We start from the raw sequence: 20,672 nt of genomic DNA on the forward strand, positions 1-20,672 counted from the left end.
AAATTGAATTCCTTTCATTTGACCAAGGTATTTATTTATCTGGTGATGGTTTGAAATCTGTCATCATCAAACCGTTTTTTAGCAGGGTAAACCGTGATTAAGATCACTTTAAATTATGTTACGCCGAGCTGTTACTCTTTACGTGAGCTTTATCCCTTTTGGCTAAACAAAAAGGCTGGAAAGATAAGGATTGAGGAAGGGAAGATGGTGGGTAATGAAACTAACCTATTGATAAAACGTTGGCTTAATAATAAAAATCCTATCTGTTATGCCATTTTAAGCCAGTAACATGCTTTTCATTACCCCAGCTAACAGGGCATAATCGATTCAACTCCATTCGCCTTATTCCGTCAGGTATCTCCCATGAAAAATCAGCGTGTTACGTTACAAGACATTGCGTTACTGGCAGGAGTGACGAAAATGACCGTTAGCCGTTACCTGCGCACGCCGAAAAAGGTCGCGCCTGAGACCGCTGCCCGCATTGCGCAGGTCATGGTTGAAGTGAACTATGCCGATGGTCATGAAGGCGAGGGGCGCGCTAACCAGCATAATCCTCGCATCGGTATTTTGGTACCTTCCTTTAATAACCAGATTTTTTCCGATTTACTGGCGGGTATTGAATCTGTCACCGCCGGAAATAGCTATCAAACGTTGGTGGTTAACTATAACTATAATAAAGATCGTGAAGAAGAACAGATCATCAACCTGCTTTCCTGCCAGATATCCGGCCTGATTTTGACTGATTCTGAACATACTTTACGTGCAGATAAATATTTGAATGCTGCTGAAATTCCTATTGCGCAGGTGATGGATTTAGAGCCTCAACCTAATCGAATTACAGTTGGTTTTAATAATTATCAGGCCGCCTATGATATGACTTCCACGCTCATTGCCAGTGGTAAACAGCATATTGTCTGGTTTGGTTCGATGTCGGATGTACGTGATCGTAAACGTTATCAGGGATACAGCCAGGCGATGGAAGACGCGCAGCTATCACCTTTGCATATCACTCCTAACAAAGTGTCATCGGTATCTATAGGTTCTGGCATGTTGGCATTGGCGCGACAAATGTATCCGCAGATGGATGCGATCTTTTGTACTAACGATGATATGGCGGTTGGCGTGTTACAGGAATGCCTGAAGCTGGGTATCGCGATACCGGCTGAAATGGCGATTTCCGGCTTTCACGGGTTGGATATTGGTCAGGCAACTACGCCCGTTTTGGCCAGCGTGACTACTCCGCGCTATGAAATGGGTAAAGTAGCCGCAGAAATCTTAATCAAGAAAATCAAAAGTATTCCTACTATCGAACAGGTGGATCTTCATTATCGCATTTCTCTGGGTGGGACTATTTGATATCCGCGATAATCATTGCTGCCTGAACCCGTTAAATGCTTTCAGTCCGAATCATGTCCGATAACCGTGGGTATGTAGTGGTATCGCCACGTTGGTTATTGGCTACTGATTATCTGGCAATTGATAATATTGCAAGCGAATAAATTGATTTATGGTTAAAGGAATTCGTTGAATGGAAATATTATACCGACGCAATGATAGCCAGCTCACGTTGCAGGTAACACGTTTTCTTAACATGATTTACAGTGACCAGTATCACAAAATAAAGTATTGAAAAAAGGTTTTATAACGGCATCGACAAAATAAACGGAACAGAAAGAAATTAGCCGTGGATGATTAAAAACATTAAGAACAGCGATGTAATTAAATCATCCAATCATTGTTTAATAATGGCTAACTGCTTCGGTTATTTTTTATTTTATTTTACTGTCAGGTGCTCAATGATGAAAAAAAACCAACCGGCCGTGCTGATTATTGCTCCAGTAATGGATTATCTGACCGATAAACTGGACGCTAACTTTACCGTTCATAAACTGTATCTATTGGATGATGCCGCCAGTTTTCTGCGTGAACAGGGAGGGAATATCAAAGGTGTGGTAACCCGCGGTGATATTGGAATAAGCAATGAAGTTATGGCGCAACTGATTAATTTAGAGATTATCTCAATCTTTGGCGTCGGTACTGATGCCGTCGATTTGGAATATACTCGCGAGCGAAATATTATTGTGACCAATACGCCGGGCGTGCTGACTGATGACGTCGCAGACACCGCTTTGGGGCTGATTATCACCACCTGCCGCCGTTTCTGTCAGGCCGATAAATTCCTGCGTGCTGGGCAGTGGCCGAAAAGCAGTTTGCCGCTGTCGACAAAAGTAACCGGCAAGCGCCTGGGGATTTTTGGCATGGGACGCATAGGCCGCGCTATTGCGCGCCGTGCCGCCGGTTTCGACATGCAAATTGCCTATACCGATAATACTCACGATCGTGAATTGCCTTATCAGTTTGTGCCCGACCTGATCGATTTAGCGCGTCAAAGCGATATTTTGGTGATTGCCATTTCCGGAGGGAAAGACAGCGGCGGTCTGATTGATGCCAAAGTGTTTGCCGCCATGCCGGAACATGCCATTCTGATTAATATTGCCCGTGGCAATATGGTGAATCAGGATGATCTGATTGCGGCGCTACAGCAAAAAACTATCGGCGGAGCCGGATTGGATGTGTTCGCTAACGAACCTCATGTGCCGCAGGCATTAATCGAGTTGGAAAACGTGGTGCTATTGCCACATATTGCCAGCGCCACCGTTGAAACGCGTATGCAAATGAGCGACATGGTATTTTCTAATATCTCTGCTTATTTCTCTGAGCAACCGGTACCGACGGCGATTAAGTATTCATTAGTTTGAGTTGATTCGTATCAGGGTTAATTAATTTAGCCCTCTCGAAATAATAATAAAAATAAATTATCACATCGTGCATTTTAAAATAACTGGCAAATTAATTCTAATTTGCTGACGGTATTCTCTGCGCCAGCCATCCGAATCGCAGAGTAAATATTGCTATAGAAGAGGCGTGTTCAATATGGACAGTAAGATTCCTAATGCCCGTTGGTTCCGCATTATTGTTCCCATCATGATTGCCTGTATTATTTCCTTTATGGACCGGGTTAATATCAGCTTCGCATTACCCGGTGGAATGGAAAGCGATCTGGGTATTACCAGCCAGATGGCTGGTTTAGCCGGCGGCATCTTCTTTATTGGTTATTTATTTCTGCAAGTCCCTGGAGGGCGTATTGCGGTACACGGCAGCGGGCGTAAATTTATCGCTTATTCCCTGTGCGCCTGGGCGGTCGTATCCATTCTGACCGGATTTGTGACCAATCATTATCAGTTATTATTCCTACGCTTTGTTCTGGGCGTCTCTGAAGGCGGCATGTTGCCAGTGGTACTGACCATGGTGAGTAATTGGTTTCCCGAGCGTGAAATTGGCCGAGCTAACGCTTTTGTGATGATGTTTGCACCTATCGGCGGCATGTTCACCGCGCCGCTTTCTGGCTATATCATTAATATATTGGACTGGCGCTGGTTATTTATTCTGGAAGGCACGCTATCCGCTATTGTATTAGTGATGTGGTGGTTTGTGATTAGCGATCGCCCGGAAGAGGCTAAGTGGCTCTCTGAAAAAGAGCGCGATTATCTGGTGACTGAATTAGCCCGTGAACGCGCCGAAAAGATGCATAATAAACTGGTCACCCATGCGCCGCTGAAAGCCGTATTTCAGAATAAAGGTCTAATGAAACTGGTGGCACTTAATTTCTTTTACCAAACCGGTGATTATGGTTATACCCTGTGGTTACCTACCATATTAAAAAATCTGACCGGTGGAAATATGGCGTCGGTTGGCGTATTAGCCATATTGCCTTTTATTGCGACAACTTTAGGTATTTACGCTATTTCCTATCTATCGGATAAAACCGGTAAGCGCCGTTTGTTTATTATGCTTTCCCTGTTCTGTTTTGCCGCTGGATTAATCACGTCGGTCATATTCCGCCATAACGTGATGGTGTCCTATCTGTCCCTGGTGTTCTGCGGTTTCTTCCTTAAAGCCGCGACCAGCCCGTTCTGGTCTATCCCCGGCCGAATTGCTATTCCGGAAGTGGCCGGTGGGGCGCGTGGAGTGATTAATGGTTTAGGTAATTTGGGGGGATTCTGCGGCCCGTATCTGGTGGGCGTCGTGATGTTTTTCTACGGTCAAAGCGCGGCGGTTTGCATGCTGGCGGGGTCGCTGGTCATTGCCGGTTTGATTACGCTATCCCTGCCAAAAGACTGCGATTTGAATGTGGCTCCCAAGGAAAAAAAACCTGTCGATAGCGCGTTAGCTAAAGTGAAAACCGTTTGAATCAGGCGGATTGGGCGCTGAGAGTGCCCAACCTGCTGCCGGAGATGACTATGAACTTATCCCAACAAATTGCCTTATGTCAGCAACACTTACAGGTACTGCAGTTTTCCCATTTCAACCATCAGCTAGCCTGGTCGCTAGGCGAAAGCATCAGGCAACGCGCCGAGCGGCAACATCTTGCGCTGGCGATAGAAATCAATGTGAATCATCAGTGTATTTTCAGTTATGCCATGGCAGGAACCACGCCGGAAAATCAGGACTGGCTGCGCCGGAAACGGAATGTGGTGGAGTTACTGAATATCAGCTCTTACGAGGCCGGGCTGATGTTGCAACAGCGGCAAACCACGCTTAGCGAGCGCTACGGCGTTAATCCACGGGATTATGCCGCACTGGGTGGTGGTTTTCCCTTGCAGATTAGGCAATCGGGCGTGATTGGCAGCATCAATGTATCGGGCGCCCCGCATCTGGATGATCATGAGTTCCTCCTGCTGACGCTATCTGAGTTTATCGGTTTGCCTGCGGGCAGCGTGGAATCCCTCCGCGAGCTGGACAATACGCTATGACGATAAATCCAACGGTGGAACGAGTTACTCAGCGAATTGCCGCTCGCTCTCTGGCTACCCGAAGCGCCTATTTGCAGCGCATAGCGGCGGCAAAGGAGTGCCGAGTACGCCGTTCTCTGCTGGGCTGTGGCAATCTGGCTCACGGTTTTGCAGCCTGCCAGCCGGAGGATAAAACTGCGCTAAAAAATCAGCTAAGCAGCGATATCGCCATTATTACGTCTTATAACGATATGTTGTCCGCCCATCAACCTTATGCCGATTACCCGAGTCAGATCAAAGCTGCTTTGCATCAGGTGGGTGCGGTGGGGCAGGTGGCGGGTGGCGTACCGGCGATGTGTGATGGCGTCACTCAAGGGCAGGATGGCATGGAGCTTTCCCTGATGAGCCGGGATGTGATTGCCATGTCTGCTGCCGTGGGGCTTTCTCACAATATGTTCGATGGCGCACTGTATCTGGGGGTGTGCGATAAAATTGTGCCTGGTCTGCTGATGGCGGCGTTGTCTTTTGGTCATCTGCCAGCGATTTTTGTCCCGGCGGGGCCGATGGGAAGCGGTTTACCGAATAAAGAGAAAGTGCGTATTCGCCAGCTCTACGCCGAGGGGAAAACGGATAGACAGGCTCTGTTGGAAGTTGAGGCGGCGTCTTATCACGGTGCCGGTACCTGTACCTTTTATGGTACTGCTAATTCCAATCAGATGGTGATGGAGGTTATGGGGCTGCATTTGCCTGGGGCGTCTTTTATCCAGCCGGACGATCCTTTGCGCGAAGCCTTGACCGCAGCGGCGGCACGGCAAATTACGCGACTAACCGAAGTCAGCGGGCAGTATTTACCATTGGGAAAATTGGTGGATGAAAAGGTTATCGTCAACGGCATTGTGGCTTTGTTAGCGACCGGCGGGTCGACAAACCACACCTTGCATTTGGTGGCTATGGCGCGGGCGGCGGGGATCATCATTAATTGGGATGATTTCTCCGATTTGTCGAACTGTATTCCTCAGCTTTGCCGAATTTATCCCAATGGCCCGGCGGATATTAATCATTTTCAGGCTGCAGGTGGCGTCGCGCTTTTAGTGCGGGAACTACTGCAGGGCGGTTTGCTGCATCCTGACGTTGAAACCGTGGCGGGCTTTGGCCTACGGCGTTATACCCAAGAGCCTTATCTCTCCGCGGGAGAACTGTTTTGGCGTGAAGGCGTGGCAAAATCTCTGGATCGAGCGGTGATTGCTGACTTATTGCAGCCTTTCGCCATTCACGGTGGTACCAAGGTGATGAGCGGTAATCTGGGAAGAGGGGTGATGAAAACCTCGGCGGTTCCTGCGGAATATCAGGTTATTGAAGGGCCAGCGCTAGTATTTGATAGTCAGCATCAGGTACAGCCTGCCTTTGATGCGGGATTGCTCAATCAGGATTGCGTGGTGGTGGTGCGTTATCAAGGGCCAAAAGCGGTAGGAATGCCGGAATTACATAAATTGATGCCACCGCTGGGCGTGTTATTGGATCGCGGCTTTAAAGTGGCTTTGGTGACCGATGGTCGATTGTCTGGCGCATCCGGGAAAGTCCCTGCGGCGATTCACGTTACGCCGGAGGCCTACTGTGGCGGACTGTTGGCAAAAATCCGCAGCGGCGATCGAGTACGAGTGAACGGGCATACCGGTGAGCTAACGCTGTTGGTCGATGAATCCGAGTTGGAGAGACGCCAACCCGAGGAGCCAGATTTATCCCGCTTTCATCTTGGCTGCGGGCGCGAGCTGTTCGGTGCGTTACGGGAAAGCTTATCCGGTGCCGAGCAGGGAGCCTGTTGTATTCGATTTTAGCAATAAAAAACGGCGAGTGCGCGTTATCACCTTCGCCGTTTTGCCGTGGTCGCAGCTGATTGCCCGTCACGCATGGCGAGCGTTAACGGATTGTTATTCAATGCGAAACAGCTTTATCTCTGTCCTGATGCGGTTATTTTGTGATTTTGCGTTTTCGGCCTAATACAAAAATCAGCGCGATTAACACCAATACGCCCACAACCATAGCCGGGGCCATATAAGGCTGTAGTTTCGCCAGCAGCGGAACCGGCCCACCGGCGCGCAACTCAGCGACATCAGCCTCGCTAACGCTCACCTGCGGATTGCCGTAATTCTGTAAAACGTAATTGGCAATCAACGCAATCTCTTTGTCATTCAAATAATTGACGTAGGATTCCGGGCCAAAGTTAGGCATCAACACATGTTCATTTCCCACTTTTCGATCGACACCGAATAACATGGCAGAAATCAGGTTCGCCGGATTGCTGGAACCGGTAGCGGTGTTATTGAACAGGGATGGATAAGCCTGATTTTTGCTGCCGCTACCGTCCGGTTGATGACAACTGGCGCAGTTACCGCTAAATAATGCCGCACCGGTATCCTGCGTATGATTGGCGGTCGCCGGATGCAGGCCGCGCAATCCTTCCTCCACATTAACCGGTTGGCCAAACTGGTCTGCCGCCTGCCTATCCAGCGGGTCGCGTACCGGCTTGGTACTTTTCAGGTAAACCGCAATCGCCAGCAGGTCTTCTTTGGGTAAATATTGCAGGCTGTTTTGTACCGCTTCCGCCATGCCACCCGCCGCCTGATTTTTACCCTTGGTACGACCGGTAGCCAAATATTCCACGAGCTGCTCATTGCTCCAGCCGCCAATACCACTCACTGGATCTGAAGTAATATTTGGCGCATACCAAGGCCCAACCATGCCACCGGCGAAAGCTTTGCCGTGGTTTTCGCCCATCAGCAGATTACGAGGCGTATGGCAGGTGTCACAGTGGCCGGGGCCGTTCACCAGATAAGCGCCGCGATTCCATTGTTCACTTTGGCTAGCGTCAGGTTCAAAACGGCCTTTGTCGAGGAACATCATGTTCCAGCCGATCATGGCAAAGCGCATATTGAACGGGAAAGGCAATTCCGTCGGGATATTTTCCTCATCCACCGCTGCAACGCCGTGCATAAAGTAGGCGTACAGCGCCTTAATATCCTCGCCGCTCAGGCGTGTGTAGGAGGTATAAGGCATGGCGGGATACAAATGACTACCGTCAGACCGAATGCCGTCGCGTACTGCTCGGGCGAACTGTTCTTCGGTGTAGTTGCCAATACCGGCAGCTTTGGACGGCGTGATATTGGTGGAGTAAATCACGCCCATCGGCGAGCTGATACCGTAGCCGCCAGCGTAAGGTGTACCGCCTTCGGGCTTGGTGTGGCAAGCCTGACAGTCAGAGGCAATGGCGACTTGCTCGCCCTTGTGAATCCATTCCTGCTGGCTGAGAGAAGCATTGTCCGCTGCCAGCGCCGCTGCGCTGATGAAAGAGAGAGAAAGCAAGAAAGCGCCGATTCGTTTTTTCATCATTTGCCCGCCATTGAACGAGCCATATCGTCGGCTGCTTTCAAACCCAGCGCCGCCATAGTCAGGGTGCTATTTACCACGCTGGCAGAGGGAATGGCGCTACCGCCCGGTAACCATAGGTTGGCGTGATCGAAGGTTCGACAGTTTCCATCCACTACCGAATCCTTCGGATCGCTGCCCATAATTGTTCCACCCATAATATGGTTGTTGGCATTCAGACTGGTGGTGATTTTGAATTCATCGGCTTCAAACAGTTGGCCGATATGCTCCAGCTGTTTGTGCGCGGCCTCGGCACCCTGACGTACGTAGTCACCGACATCGTAATAAATATCCGGGCACGGCAAGCCGTGGGCATCTGTGCGGGTTTTGCTCAGTGTCAGACGGTTTTCCGGATCGGGCAGCGGTTCCAGGCTGATCGACAAATCAGCGCCGTAAGCCGCTCGGCGGCGGATTTCCTCATCCAGTTCCTTGCCGACTAGGCCCATCTCCAGCGCTTGCTGAGTCGCAGGCAAAACCCGGTTGATATTGTTGAGAATCATCTTGTTAGCCGAATAATCTTTACGGAACTCGCCGTCCCGTGGGCCAACCAGGCAACTGCTTTGCGCCGGGCCGCGGCCTAGCCACAGCGGTTCTTTGGCCAAAAACGTACAGTGAAAACCGGAGTGGTCCATCATGTTGCGGCCGACCTGATCGGAAGAGTTGGCGATACCGTTCGGGTTTTTCTCATTCGCCGCGATCAGCAGTAGTCGGGGCGTTTCAATCCCGTTACAGGCTAATGCGAAGGTTTTCCCCGTGGCTTTATGAGATTGTTTCTGGTTATCCAGCCAGTGTACGGCGGTAACCTGATTATCCTCATCGGTATCAATTTTGTAGACCACCGCTTCCGCCAGTACCGCCGCGCCTTTCATTTCTGCGCGTTCGATGTGATGGATACCGTTATACATGGCACCAATTGGGCAGATCGGTTGGCAGTTATTGTTACCGCAGCAGGTCGGGCGGCCTTCCCACGGGCGGGTACTGCGTCCCTGCGGAATGGGCACCGAATTATAGCCGTGAGGGTTAACCACTTCGGCAAAGCGAGTATCGCCGTAAGCCCAAGGCACACTATCCATCGGATAAGGTTTACTGCGTTCAGACGGAGATTGTTTAGCCGGATCGTTCGGCCCGGCTACGCCAATTTCGTCTTCTGCACGGCAATAGTAGGGTTCCAGTTCGTCATAAGAAATCGGCCAATCGCGCCCCACGTCGTATAGCGTTTTCATCTGGAAATCGTTGGGAACGTGACGCCAGCAAGATGCGGCCCAATGCCAAGTGGTGCCGCCGACGGTGCGTAAATAACCTTGTTTAAAGCTACCGGCGCTTGGGCCGCTGAGTTCGACGTAATTATTTTCCGGGAAATACAGCGGCGCGGTGGCATATTTTGACTGCGGATAAAGCCCTTGATAATCCGAGCCAGTACGGTTATCAAACGGCATATTACGCCAGTTTTCTACGGCCTGACCGCGGCTGATGCGCAGACCGGCTTCCAATACTAATACCGAGTAGCCTTGGCTGACTAATTGGTCGGCCATCATGCCACCGACAATACCGGAGCCAACGATGATAACGTCGGCAGAGGCGTCACCATTGGCGCTGAAAATAGGTTTTTTCATTAGGAATGGCTCACATTGTCAGGCTTAGGCAAATTGATATCAGGTGGGGCGGCGGTCCACCACAGCGGACCGTTACCGCAGTAGGTTGGCACGATCAGGCCATCGCTGGCAGGGCGGTACATCAGCGCATCTTTGTAGGCGATTAACACCGCCTGCTGGCCGTGTCCTACGGTGCCGGTGTACCAGGCTGCCATGATGTTACTGACCACTTTTTGCAGATTATGGCCACTAGCCGCAGCCAACAGTTGCTGGGCGCGTTGTTCTGGCTGCATCAATGTGGTGAGCTGGATTATTTGGTCGGCAAACTGGGCGTCACTGTTGTGTAGTGCGGTAAAAATCCGTGCCGACATACCTTGATCGATATCTTTATGTTCGGTCAGTGCCTGAGACAATTTGAAGAAGCGAGCGAAAGCCAGTGGGTTGGCAGCGGCGGTGGCCTGTTCGGCTTTAGTCAAAAATGGGTAACCTAAAAGTGAGGTTGCCACCATCGCGGAGGCCACGCCAAACAGCAGTTCCCGGCGGGTGAAACCGGTTCCATTTTTTTCCGGCTCAATAACATTGCGAGATGAAATCTTTTCCATCGAGAGTCTCTCTTGGATCGGGTGTGGTGCTGAACGTCAGCTTTGAAAATGAATTATTGTTATTTTATGTAGCGTTTTTTTAGAGGTTATATGGCCGCAGAGTGGGCAAATACAGTGTGAGAGTGTCATTCACCAAGGAAATCATCACTCTTCAATGAGCGGTAAATTAACAAGCTATTAAACAATTTTCAATAAGATTGATTAGGTGTCTAACTATTTGTTGATAATTTGCACGGTTTTTAACAATCCTAATTCGTGGCGCGTCGGTGAGGGAATTTAGTGCCAATCTTCATCAGGATCAAAATGGTAAGCCCGATTATAAGCTATGGTTAGTAGGGAAAGGTTATAGGGTGTAATTGATTTTTTAATCACGGAGAAGTCACATGAGCAGAGTAAATGACCCTCAACAAACCTCGTTAGATGACGACTTGAGCATGTTGACCGACACGCTGGAAGAGGTGTTGCGGTCATCCGGCGATATGGGTGACGATGGTTATCAGATTGTGAAAGCCCGGGCTGAAAATGCGCTGAAAGCAGTAAGAGATCGCCTGAATGGCACCACTGATTGCTATATGGAACGCGCCAAGCAGGCGGCCTGTCGTACCAATGAATACGTGCGCGAAAAACCCTGGCACGGCGTGGGTATCGGCGCTACCGTTGGCCTGATCGTCGGATTGTTATTGGCTCGTCGCTAGCGATAAATCTGATGGAGTGACTCAACGGCTCATTTATGTATGAGCCGTTTTTTTTGGCCAGCATATTGCGTTTTTTCAGTCAGAAATCCACGGAAATAGTTACGTGTGCGACTAATGATTAGTTTTTCATGTGTTATTTTTACCAGGGCAACATAAATCATATTACTATTATCATCTTATGTATTTAGGTTTGTTTAATTTCATCTATAACAATGATTAATAGGTTTGTGGCGATTATATAAACTAAATATTGTAATTTATTAAGACGCTGTAATTCATAGGTATGAGTTTATTTTTAAAATGTATTATTTTTTTCTAGCGGATGAGCCGTTTTGTTTTCTTTAAAATTAATAGATATTTTTATTGGCTCATAACCTACTGATCAGTTGGAGGAATTCGGAATCGTCAATTATTTTGCGATTTTAAAAGTGTGATGAGCGTCACGCTAAATGGAAAAAACAAAAAAACGTATTTGAAGGCTTGAGTATATAAACTAACCTTAATCTTACTTCCGGAATACTAATGAAATGGCAATTAATGTATTCACTGGAAATGTTGAATTAATTTTATTATCTCTATGTAAATATTGATTTTTTCTTTACTTTCTCATGTGGTTCAGGGGCTGGTCTTCGCTAATTTTTTTTCACCCATAATATTTTCTTTTGTTTTGTTGACGTTTTCACTCTTATTTATTCTTGTAATTAAAATAGAGATTTTATTTTTGACTTTAAATCTTGGGTCGGTGTTGATTGCCGATATCGAGACGTAGCAATGCAGTTTGTTTTATTTTTTTATTTTACACACAGCGCTTTATCTAAAGCGAAAAACTAATGTTGGAAGGATATATATTATGCCGAAACAAATATTAATTAAAGTGTCTCAGGAATTTAGCGATTTCTGTAAAAGCAATAATTTCTCACTTGCTGCATTCCGTGGAGCAAGTGCCAGTAATACTAATGGGGTTCCGGTTGTTTGGTTTAACGTGGCTAATACCAATATTGTTCCGAATAATCCGATAAACGTTACTTTTGATCCTTCTTATCAGGTTTATGACTCTTTGGTGGATCAGGTAATTCCTGATGGCAGTGTTACCGTAGGGCAATCCATGTCGGCGAAACTAAGCGACAGCTTTGGTATTGTGGCCAAACAGCTAACAAAACTGTCCGGTGGTGGTATTCCTACGGGGATCCGTATCATCAACCAAACTCCCGGGGTGAATATTGTGGCCGGTCTGGCAGGGGATAATGGCGTACCTATTGCAGCCTTTGTGTGTAATCCGAATGTTAATTTATTCCTGGAGCCCTTACAGACCGTAACGATTTCGCTAATCGGATCAGCCTTTGGCGTTGGTACTGCGATTGTTAAAGCGACCGGGCCATCGGTATTATTGGATCTTACCAGCAATAATGTGGCCAACATTGAATATAATGTTTTAATGGGCGAATGGGACTTATCTGTAGGTTCACCGACTGTACCTTTAACTCAAATTCCTGCGGATACGGCAATGCAGCCATTTGTATTGCCAGGAATGAACAGTGTAAAACTAAAACAGTTAGCGTCTCTGAATGCCGAGGCAGTGAAATAACGTAATGGATATTGAAAATCACTGAATACCCGCTTCTGGCGGGTATTTTTTTAGGGATAATCTTAGCTTAATGTAGGCCAATGTTGTTTATGGCATCCGCGGTATCCGGTGCTAAGTGTGTAATAGAACTTCTTTTCTGATGTTCACTCCGTATAATCACATTCTTTATGTTGATATACCGAGGTGCGCGTGACACAACTCTCTGATTTGCTGGAAGAATTACGGCACCTTTTGGATGCTGACTTTCCCGATCGGGCCGGTGTCCGACAGATCGCTTTGCCAGCCCCTGCCGTGCTTGGCAGTCAATTGCTGGAATGGTTGGCAACGCAGCCTGTTTTTCCGCAGTTTTACTGGCGTCACCGCGATGGACATGAAGAGGCTGCGGTATGTGGTCAGGTGCGTTTATTCCGTGATATGTCTGCCGCCGATGAATTTATCCGGCAATATAAAAATCATGCCGGATTACGTATTTGGGGGCTGAATGCCTTTGAACCCTTTCCGGCTATCGCCAATGAAACAGACATTTCCTCCGCTTTCTTTTTTCTACCGCGATTGCAATTGCTGCGTCGCGGTGGAGAAATTAGCCTGACGCTCAATTTAGCCAGTGAAACCTCCCTGCAACAGGATGTTTGTCTGGCGCTGGATTTCATCGAGCAATTACTCGCTCCGCGGCCAATTCCTGAACTGACGGTCAGCGTTGAAACTCTTGTTCACCAGCCCGATCAAAAAGGCTGGTGCCAACTGCTGGAACAGGCATTACGGGCCATTGCCAACCAGCAGATGGAAAAAGTGGTACTGGCGCGCATGACTCATCTGACCCTGCGGGAAACCTTATTCAGCCCGGCATTTATGGCCGCCAGTCGTCAGGTTAATCACCAGTGTTTCCACTTTATGCTGCGTTTTGACGATCGGCGGGCGTTTCTGGGCTCCAGTCCGGAACGTCTGTATCGCCGTCAGCAATCACAGTTGGAAACCGAGGCGCTGGCGGGAACCGTGGCGAATGATAAGGATGATGCCAAAGCCGCGTGCTTAGCCCATTGGTTAGCCGGTGACGATAAGAATCAGCGGGAAAACCTGCTGGTGGTAGACGATATCTGCCAGCGCCTGCAAGGCGGGGTTTCAGCGGTGGATGTGATGCCTGCCGAGGTGATTCGTCTGCGCAAAGTGCAGCATTTGCGCCGTCGGATTCGGGCGCAATTACAGCCGAATGTCACTGATGCCGATTGTCTACAGCGTTTGCAGCCCACGGCAGCAGTGGCGGGATTGCCACGTGAACCGGCGCGGTTGTTTATCCTCGATGCAGAGCCGTTTTCTCGCGGCTGGTACGCCGGTTCCTCAGGCTATTTTTCATTGGCGCAATCGGAATTCGCGGTGGCGCTGCGCTCGGCGCAAATCGAGGGCGATCAGGTTCAGATTTATGCTGGCGCTGGCATCGTCGCCGGTTCTGACCCATTAATGGAATGGCAGGAAATCGAAAATAAATCCGCTGGATTACGCAGTCTGTTGGAAAAATAAGCCCTTAGTCGATAACCACTAACTAATAGTGGGTAATTACCCCTACCGCCTATGAGGGCGGATTGTGGCGTTGATTCGGCAGGTGTAAACTATATCGCCGTTATTCATCGGTAAAACTTTGGCCTAGCGCAGGGCTTTTCCTTCGCTGCCGAGTAAAAATATTTATTTAGGCTATCAGCCTGTTAACTGACTGTTGAGCGAACCATGTCGACAAGCGTCTTTAACCGCCGTTGGGCGGCCTTGCTACTGGAGGCATTGACCCGCCACGGTGTGCGTCATATCTGCATTGCCCCAGGGTCTCGCTCTACGCCCTTAACGCTGGCTGCGGCGGCGAATCCGTCGCTGGTTTGCCATACCCATTTTGATGAACGCGGTTTGGGGCATTTGGCGCTAGGGCTGGCTAAGGCTTCGGCTCAGCCGGTGGCGGTGATTGTCACTTCCGGTACGGCGGCGGCCAATTTGTATCCCGCGCTGATAGAAGCCGGGCTGACCGGCGAGCGTCTGGTCTTTCTGACGGCGGATCGCCCGCCAGAACTAATTGACTGCGGCGCAAATCAGGCGATTCGTCAGCCCGGTATGTTCGCCAGCCATCCCAATGCGAGTCTCAATCTGCCGCGCCCTACGCCGGATATTCCCGCAAGTTGGCTGGTTTCCAGCCTGGATAACGCGATGGCGCAGTTACAGCAAGGGGCATTGCATATCAATTGTCCTTTTGCCGAGCCATTGTACGGCGGTGATGATAGCCAATATGCCGAATGGTCCGCGGCGCTGGGAGACTGGTGGGAACGCCGCGAGCCTTGGTTAAAATCCTCATATCCTGTTAGCCATGCCGTTCAGTCTGATTGGTATTTCTGGCGCCAAAAACGCGGCGTTGTTATTGCCGGACGCATGAGCGCAGAAGAAGGTATTCAGGTTGCTGAGTGGGCGCAGCAATTGGGCTGGCCGCTATTGGGGGATGTGCTATCTCAAACCGGCCAGCCGCTGCCCTGTGCGGATTTATGGCTAGGGCATCCGCAGGCGCAAAAACTGTTACAGCAGACGCAGGTGGTGGTGCAATTCGGCAGCAGCCTGACGGGCAAACAGTTATTGCAATGGCAGGCTCAGTGTCAACCGGAAGAATACTGGCTGGTGGATCATTTAGCGGGTCGCCTCGATCCGGCTAACCACCGCGGGCGGCGGTTGTTAGCCAATATCGACGAATGGTTGGAGCTACATCCGGCGCAGCCGCGAGCCCCTTGGGCCGGAGAGCTGGCTTTGTGGTCCGACAGCGCCGAAGGCTGCGTGGCAGAATATCTGAACGACAAATTTGGTGAAGCCACGGTGGCCCATCGACTGGCGGAATTACTGCCGGAAAACGGGCAGCTTTTTGTCGGTAATAGCCTGATCGTGCGTTTAGTAGATGCGCTAGGCCAGCTTCCCGCTGGCTATCCGGTTTACAGCAATCGCGGCGCCAGCGGCATCGACGGCCTGCTTTCCACCGCCGCCGGTGTGCAGCGCGCTACCGCCAAACCGACTCTGGCTATCGTCGGCGATCTTTCTGCGCTCTACGATCTGAACGCCCTGGCGTTACTGCGCCAATGCTCGGCTCCGACGGTACTGTTAGTGGTGAACAATAACGGCGGACAGATTTTCTCCCTGTTGCCAACGCCGGAAGAAGATCGCCAGCGCTTCTACTGCATGCCGCAGAACGTCAGTTTTGATCATGCTGCCGCTATGTTTGGCCTGCGATATGCCTGTTTGTCCAGTTGGGAGAAACTGCACGAAGAGGTGCAGCAAAGCTGGCAACAGGGCGGTATGACGCTGATTGAGCTAAAGGTTCCGGCTAGTGAAGGGGCGGAAACGTTGCAATATCTGGCGCAGCGGGTGGCGGAACTGTGACGCTGGCCTGCCGCACCGTCAATTCGCACACTGGCACGAAACCCTGGCTGGTCTGGCTGCACGGTCTGTTGGGCAATGGCGAAGATTGGTCAGAGGTAGCCGGGCGCTGTACCGAATTTCCCTCGCTGTTTGTCGATCTTCCGGGCCACGGCGGTTCGGTTGCTCAAGCGCCCGGTGATTTTGCCGAGGTCAGCCGTCAGCTAAATGCGACATTGGCGGCGCAAAATATTCAGGATTATTGGTTGATAGGCTACTCGCTGGGTGGGCGCATTGCCATGTATCACGCTTGCTGCGGTGAACATACCGGGCTGCGTGGTTTGTTGGTCGAAGGGGGAAATCCCGGCCTGGAAAACGAAGAACTGCGGCGAGCGCGTCTGCTACGTGATACCCATTGGGCGCAGCGTTTTCGTCAGGAACCCATGACGCAGGTTCTGGCTGACTGGTATTTACAGCCGATTTTCGCTGATTTAACCGCCAGTCAGCGGCAAGAGTTCATAGATTTGCGCTCGGTCAATCAGGGTTTCACAGTAGCTGCTATGCTTGAATCCACCTCTTTGGGTCGCCAGCCTTATCTGCTGCCTGCACTGCACCAGTTGGCTATACCTTTTGCCTACCTGTGCGGTGAGCGAGACCTTAAATTTCAGCAACTGGCGCGCCAGAACCGGTTGCCGTTACACACCCTTGCCGGAGCTGGCCATAATGCCCATCGGGCCAATCCCGATGCTTTTGCCGAGCAGGTGCGTTTATTCTTATCACTCTCCCGTTAAAGGAATGCTTAATATGCTGTATCCGAGCGAAGAACAATTGTACGCCGCCATTGAATGGCAGGACTGCTCAGCCGGGTTTGAAGATATTCGTTATCATAAATCCCGTGATGGTATCGCCAAGATCACCATTAACCGCCCTCAGGTACGCAATGCGTTCCGTCCTCAGACGGTCAAAGAGATGATTCAGGCGCTGGCCGATGCCCGTTATGACGATCATATCGGCGTGATTATTCTGACAGGCGAAGGGGATAAAGCCTTCTGTTCCGGTGGCGATCAGAAAGTGCGCGGTGACTACGGCGGCTATCAGGATAACAGCGGTGTGCATCATCTGAATGTGCTCGATTTCCAGCGCCAGATCCGCACCTGTCCAAAACCAGTTGTGGCCATGGTTGCAGGCTATTCCATTGGCGGTGGACATGTATTGCATATGATGTGTGATTTGACCATAGCCGCAGACAACGCCATTTTTGGTCAGACTGGCCCGAAAGTCGGTTCTTTCGACGGCGGCTGGGGCGCGGCCTATATGGCACGTATCGTAGGGCAGAAAAAAGCGCGTGAAATCTGGTTCCTGTGCCGCCAGTACGATGCTAAACAGGCGTTGGACATGGGGCTGGTTAACACCGTGGTGCCTTTGGCCGATCTGGAAAAAGAAACCGTACGTTGGTGTCGTGAGATGCTGGAAAACAGCCCAATGGCGCTGCGCTGCCTCAAAGCGGCGCTGAATGCTGACTGCGACGGTCAGGCTGGTCTGCAAGAGCTGGCGGGTAACGCCACCATGCTGTTCTACATGACAGATGAAGGTCAGGAAGGGCGTAACGCGTTCAACGAAAAACGCCAGCCGGACTTCAGCAAATTCAAGCGTAATCCGTAATGCGTCGGGCGAGTTTATATCGCTTTAGTCTGCCTATGGAGGCGGGCGTGATTCTGCGCAACCAACGGCTGAAAAGTCGCGATGGGCTATTGGTGGAATTGAGCGAAGGTGAAAACAGCGGCTGGGGGGAAATCTCCCCACTGCCGGAATTCAGTCAGGAAACGCTGGCCGAAGCCGAAGCGGTGACACAGCGATGGTTACAGGCTTGGCTGGGCGGAGAGCAACCGGCGGAAAGTCCTTTGCCTTCAGTGGCTTTTGGCCTGAGCTGTGCGCTGGCTGAGCTGAATCAGACGTTGCCGATACAGGCGGATTATCGTAAAGCCCCGTTGTGTAACGGCGATCCCGATGAGCTTTTTGACGTACTGATGGCGTTGCCCGGTGACAAAGTGGCGAAGGTCAAAGTTGGGCTATATGAAGCCGTGCGCGATGGGATGATCGTCAACGTATTGCTGGAAGCCTTGCCGGATCTCACTTTGCGTCTGGATGCCAATCGAAGCTGGACGCGTGCCAAAGCCGACGGATTTGCCAAATACGTTAATCCCGGATTGCGTTCCCGCATTGCTTTTCTGGAAGAACCGTGCAAAACCCGCGACGAATCCCGCGCTTTTGCTCGTGAAACCGGTATTGCCATTGCTTGGGATGAAAGCGTGCGCGAAGCCGATTTTCAGGTGCAGGCCGAGCCGGGCGTTGCGGCAATCGTGATCAAACCAACGCTGGTTGGCAGTATCAACCGATGCCGACAATTGGTGCAACAGGCTCATCAGGCGGGGTTGGTAGCGGTAATCAGTTCCAGCATTGAATCCAGTCTGGGGTTATCGCAATTGGCTCGGCTCGCCAGTTGGCTAACGCCGGATACGGTGCCGGGGTTGGATACGCTGGATCTGATGCAGGCGCAGCTATTACGCCCGTGGCCAGACAGTCAATTGCCGCTGATTTCGCTGGAACAACTGGATCGCATATGGCGCGGCTAAACCAGTGGCCATGGCGGCACTGGGCGGAGTTGCAACCGCAGAAAGAGGCGCTGCGGCTGGAAGGTCGGTCTATCAGTTGGCAACGGCTGGTGGCGGATATCGACGCCGTGGCGGCCAGTTTTCATCATCAGGGCGTGGCGGCAGGCCGTGGCGTTGCGGTCAGAGGGAAAAACAGCTATGGCTTGCTGCTGGCCTATCTGGGCGCTTTACAGTGTGCCGCTCGCGTCCTGCCACTCAATCCGCAGTTACCTGAAACTTTACTGCATCAGCTGCTTCCGGGGCTGGATATCGATTTTATTTTCGATTCTCACGGGAGCGACTTGGCTGGCTTAGAGCTAACTTCTCTGACCGACAGCGCGGCGTCGCCTGTAACGCCGCAACCTTGGGACGGGCAACGTCTAGCGACGCTAACTCTGACCTCAGGCTCCTCTGGTTTGCCCAAAGCGGCAGCACATCAACTCGATGCTCATTTGGCTAGCGCGGAAGGGGTATTGAGTCTGATGTCTTTCCATACTGACGATAGCTGGCTGTTGTCATTGCCGCTGTTCCATGTTTCCGGGCAGGGCATTATTTGGCGCTGGCTTAGCGTGGGTGCCACGTTAGTTATTCGGCCAATGCAGTCATTATCTGCAGCGCTGGCGGGATGTACTCATGCGTCACTGGTGCCGACCCAGCTTTGGCGTTTGTTGACTCAACCTTCGGAAAAACTGAGCCTGACGGACGTATTGTTAGGTGGCGCTATGATTCCGACTGAATTGACCGAGCAAGCCGAAGCGCGTGGTATTCGCTGCTGGTGCGGTTATGGTTTGACGGAAGCGGCTTCCACGGTGTGCGCCAAGCGAGCCAATGGCAACGCCGGAGTGGGCGTGGCGCTTTCAGGGCGACAGGTGAGGTTGGTGGATCAGGAAGTGTGGGTGAAAGGAGATTGTCTGGCCGCAGGTTATTGGCAGCGGGGCAAATTACTTCCTTTGACTGATGAGAACGGCTGGCTGCACACCCGCGATCGCGGTCAGTGGTTTGAGGACGAACTGCATATTCTTGGGCGGCTGGATAATCTGTTTTTCAGCGGTGGGGAAGGGATTCAGCCGGAAGATGTTGAGCGCATTTTGCTGCGGCATCCTCAGGTTTATCAGGCATTTATTTTGCCGGTGAACGATAGCGAGTTTGGCCAGCGTCCGGTCGCGGTGATCGAAAGCGATCCCCAGCTTTCATGGTCAGAACTGGCCGATTGGCTAGCACCGCAGGTCGCGCCATTTCAGCGCCCAGTGGCTTTCTATCGCTTACCCGATGAATTGAAGAATGGCGGAATTAAGATCTCGCGGCGTTCGGTGGGGGAGTGGTTAAGGTGATGTTTTTGTTTGCGGGTATTTTCGCTACCGGAAACCAAGATTGAGTCGGGTTTCGAAAGTGTAACCGTTCGGTTTTTCCTTAACTCGGTTGGGCTGGGAAGTGATGTATTCACTAAACTAATATCAACCGAAACTGGATGCGGTTTTAGATATGAATTGGCTTTGACTTTAAAGCACGTATTTGAGCTTTCTCACGTCAAGATTGGAGCCGGTTTCGTAAGCCCAGCAGTTCACTGTCTCCTCACTTGCCGTGGAGGCTTCCGAGCAGGGTTGGCGCGAAAGTGGGGTTCTGCGAACGTCCCTCGGGCGCGCTTTGTCCGGCGGGTCAGCGCTAGATTCGCCTGCGGGCGTTATCAGGATGCCATGCCATCCTGGCCCTGCGGCTCAAGGCGCGCTTTCAACAGCTGACGGCTGTTCACTCTTGGCCTCATCCCTGCTCGGCCCACTTCCTGATTGCGCCTGTTGAGTGCAAAACCAGTGTTCTTACGAATCACAATTTGCCTTTCGTTTTTGATAGGGCTTTTGACCTTGAGTTTGATTTTTCAGAGCACATTTGAGCGGCTGAGACGATGAGTGAGGGAACCTACTTAGTGGGCAGGCGATACGTGCGGAGGCGCGGATTGTTAAGGCT

16 protein-coding genes are annotated in these 20,672 nt (G+C 50.9%); 13 read left to right on the forward strand and 3 right to left on the reverse strand.

What is annotated here, in order from left to right; translation table 11 throughout:
- The first annotated feature begins 363 nt into the window (after positions 1–363).
- The 5 genes from PL78_RS16785 (at position 364) to edd (ending at position 6,628) form a co-directional block, all read left to right on the forward strand.
- A complete protein-coding gene (locus PL78_RS16785; protein WP_064517259.1) occupies positions 364–1,356 on the forward strand; it encodes a substrate-binding domain-containing protein in 993 nt (330 codons plus the stop codon).
- Positions 1,357–1,799: 443 nt separating this feature from the next.
- On the forward strand, positions 1,800–2,759 hold the full coding sequence (locus PL78_RS16790; protein ID WP_064517261.1) for a 2-hydroxyacid dehydrogenase: 960 nt from the start codon (positions 1,800–1,802) through the stop codon (positions 2,757–2,759).
- Positions 2,760–2,934: 175 nt separating this feature from the next.
- Entirely contained in the window at positions 2,935–4,251 is a 1,317-nt protein-coding gene (locus PL78_RS16795; RefSeq protein WP_064517264.1) for an MFS transporter, read from the forward strand.
- A 50-nt stretch (positions 4,252–4,301) separates the two neighbouring features.
- Positions 4,302–4,814, forward strand: coding sequence for a heme-degrading domain-containing protein (locus PL78_RS16800; RefSeq protein WP_064518509.1), 513 nt, complete (start codon positions 4,302–4,304; stop codon positions 4,812–4,814).
- 2 nt (positions 4,815–4,816) lie between these two features.
- Positions 4,817–6,628, forward strand: coding sequence for a phosphogluconate dehydratase (gene edd, locus PL78_RS16805; RefSeq protein WP_201030834.1), 1,812 nt, complete (start codon positions 4,817–4,819; stop codon positions 6,626–6,628).
- A 133-nt stretch (positions 6,629–6,761) separates the two neighbouring features.
- Here the strand turns inward: edd and PL78_RS16810 are convergent, their stop codons facing one another.
- Genes PL78_RS16810 through PL78_RS16820 form a run of 3 tightly spaced genes read right to left on the reverse strand, consistent with a single transcriptional unit; the run spans position 6,762 to position 10,410 of the window.
- Positions 6,762–8,177, reverse strand: a complete 1,416-nt coding sequence (locus PL78_RS16810) for a cytochrome c (RefSeq protein WP_064518512.1) — start codon at positions 8,175–8,177, stop codon at positions 6,762–6,764.
- On the reverse strand, positions 8,177–9,829 hold the full coding sequence (locus PL78_RS16815; protein WP_064517270.1) for a GMC family oxidoreductase: 1,653 nt from the start codon (positions 9,827–9,829) through the stop codon (positions 8,177–8,179). The genes PL78_RS16810 and PL78_RS16815 overlap by 1 nt, the downstream gene beginning before the upstream one ends.
- A complete protein-coding gene (locus tag PL78_RS16820) occupies positions 9,829–10,410 on the reverse strand; it encodes a sorbitol dehydrogenase family protein (RefSeq protein ID WP_064517272.1) in 582 nt (193 codons plus the stop codon). Before PL78_RS16820 ends, PL78_RS16815 begins: the two co-directional genes overlap by 1 nt.
- Before the next feature lie 383 nt (positions 10,411–10,793).
- Between PL78_RS16820 and PL78_RS16825 the strand changes: the two genes are divergently transcribed.
- The 8 genes from PL78_RS16825 to menE all read left to right on the forward strand — a co-directional run bounded on the left by PL78_RS16825 (position 10,794) and on the right by menE (position 20,041).
- Positions 10,794–11,105, forward strand: coding sequence for an ElaB/YgaM/YqjD family protein (locus PL78_RS16825; protein WP_064517275.1), 312 nt, complete (start codon positions 10,794–10,796; stop codon positions 11,103–11,105).
- A gap of 850 nt (positions 11,106–11,955) precedes the next feature.
- Positions 11,956–12,690 (forward strand): hypothetical protein, encoded by a 735-nt coding sequence (locus PL78_RS16830; protein ID WP_064517277.1) that lies wholly within the window; start codon positions 11,956–11,958, stop codon positions 12,688–12,690.
- Between the two features lie 189 nt (positions 12,691–12,879).
- Positions 12,880–14,205 carry an isochorismate synthase MenF gene (gene menF, locus PL78_RS16835; RefSeq protein ID WP_064517280.1) on the forward strand — a complete coding sequence of 442 codons (1,326 nt, stop codon included), beginning with the start codon at positions 12,880–12,882 and terminating at the stop codon, positions 14,203–14,205.
- Between the two features lie 204 nt (positions 14,206–14,409).
- Positions 14,410–16,083 (forward strand): 2-succinyl-5-enolpyruvyl-6-hydroxy-3-cyclohexene-1-carboxylic-acid synthase, encoded by a 1,674-nt coding sequence (gene menD / locus PL78_RS16840; RefSeq protein WP_064517283.1) that lies wholly within the window; start codon positions 14,410–14,412, stop codon positions 16,081–16,083.
- The gene (menH, locus tag PL78_RS16845; protein ID WP_064517286.1) at positions 16,080–16,850 is read left to right on the forward strand and encodes a 2-succinyl-6-hydroxy-2,4-cyclohexadiene-1-carboxylate synthase; all 771 of its coding nucleotides are present in this window, start codon (positions 16,080–16,082) and stop codon (positions 16,848–16,850) included. The genes menD and menH overlap by 4 nt, the downstream gene beginning before the upstream one ends.
- A gap of 13 nt (positions 16,851–16,863) precedes the next feature.
- The gene (gene menB, locus PL78_RS16850; protein ID WP_049597052.1) at positions 16,864–17,721 is read left to right on the forward strand and encodes a 1,4-dihydroxy-2-naphthoyl-CoA synthase; all 858 of its coding nucleotides are present in this window, start codon (positions 16,864–16,866) and stop codon (positions 17,719–17,721) included.
- On the forward strand, positions 17,721–18,692 hold the full coding sequence (gene menC, locus PL78_RS16855) for an o-succinylbenzoate synthase (RefSeq protein ID WP_064517289.1): 972 nt from the start codon (positions 17,721–17,723) through the stop codon (positions 18,690–18,692). The genes menB and menC overlap by 1 nt, the downstream gene beginning before the upstream one ends.
- Positions 18,680–20,041 (forward strand): o-succinylbenzoate--CoA ligase, encoded by a 1,362-nt coding sequence (gene menE / locus PL78_RS16860; protein ID WP_064517292.1) that lies wholly within the window; start codon positions 18,680–18,682, stop codon positions 20,039–20,041. Before menC ends, menE begins: the two co-directional genes overlap by 13 nt.
- Positions 20,042–20,672: the final 631 nt, after the last annotated feature.

The sequence above is a fragment of the Yersinia entomophaga genome (assembly GCF_001656035.1).
Taxonomy (GTDB): domain Bacteria; phylum Pseudomonadota; class Gammaproteobacteria; order Enterobacterales; family Enterobacteriaceae; genus Yersinia; species Yersinia entomophaga.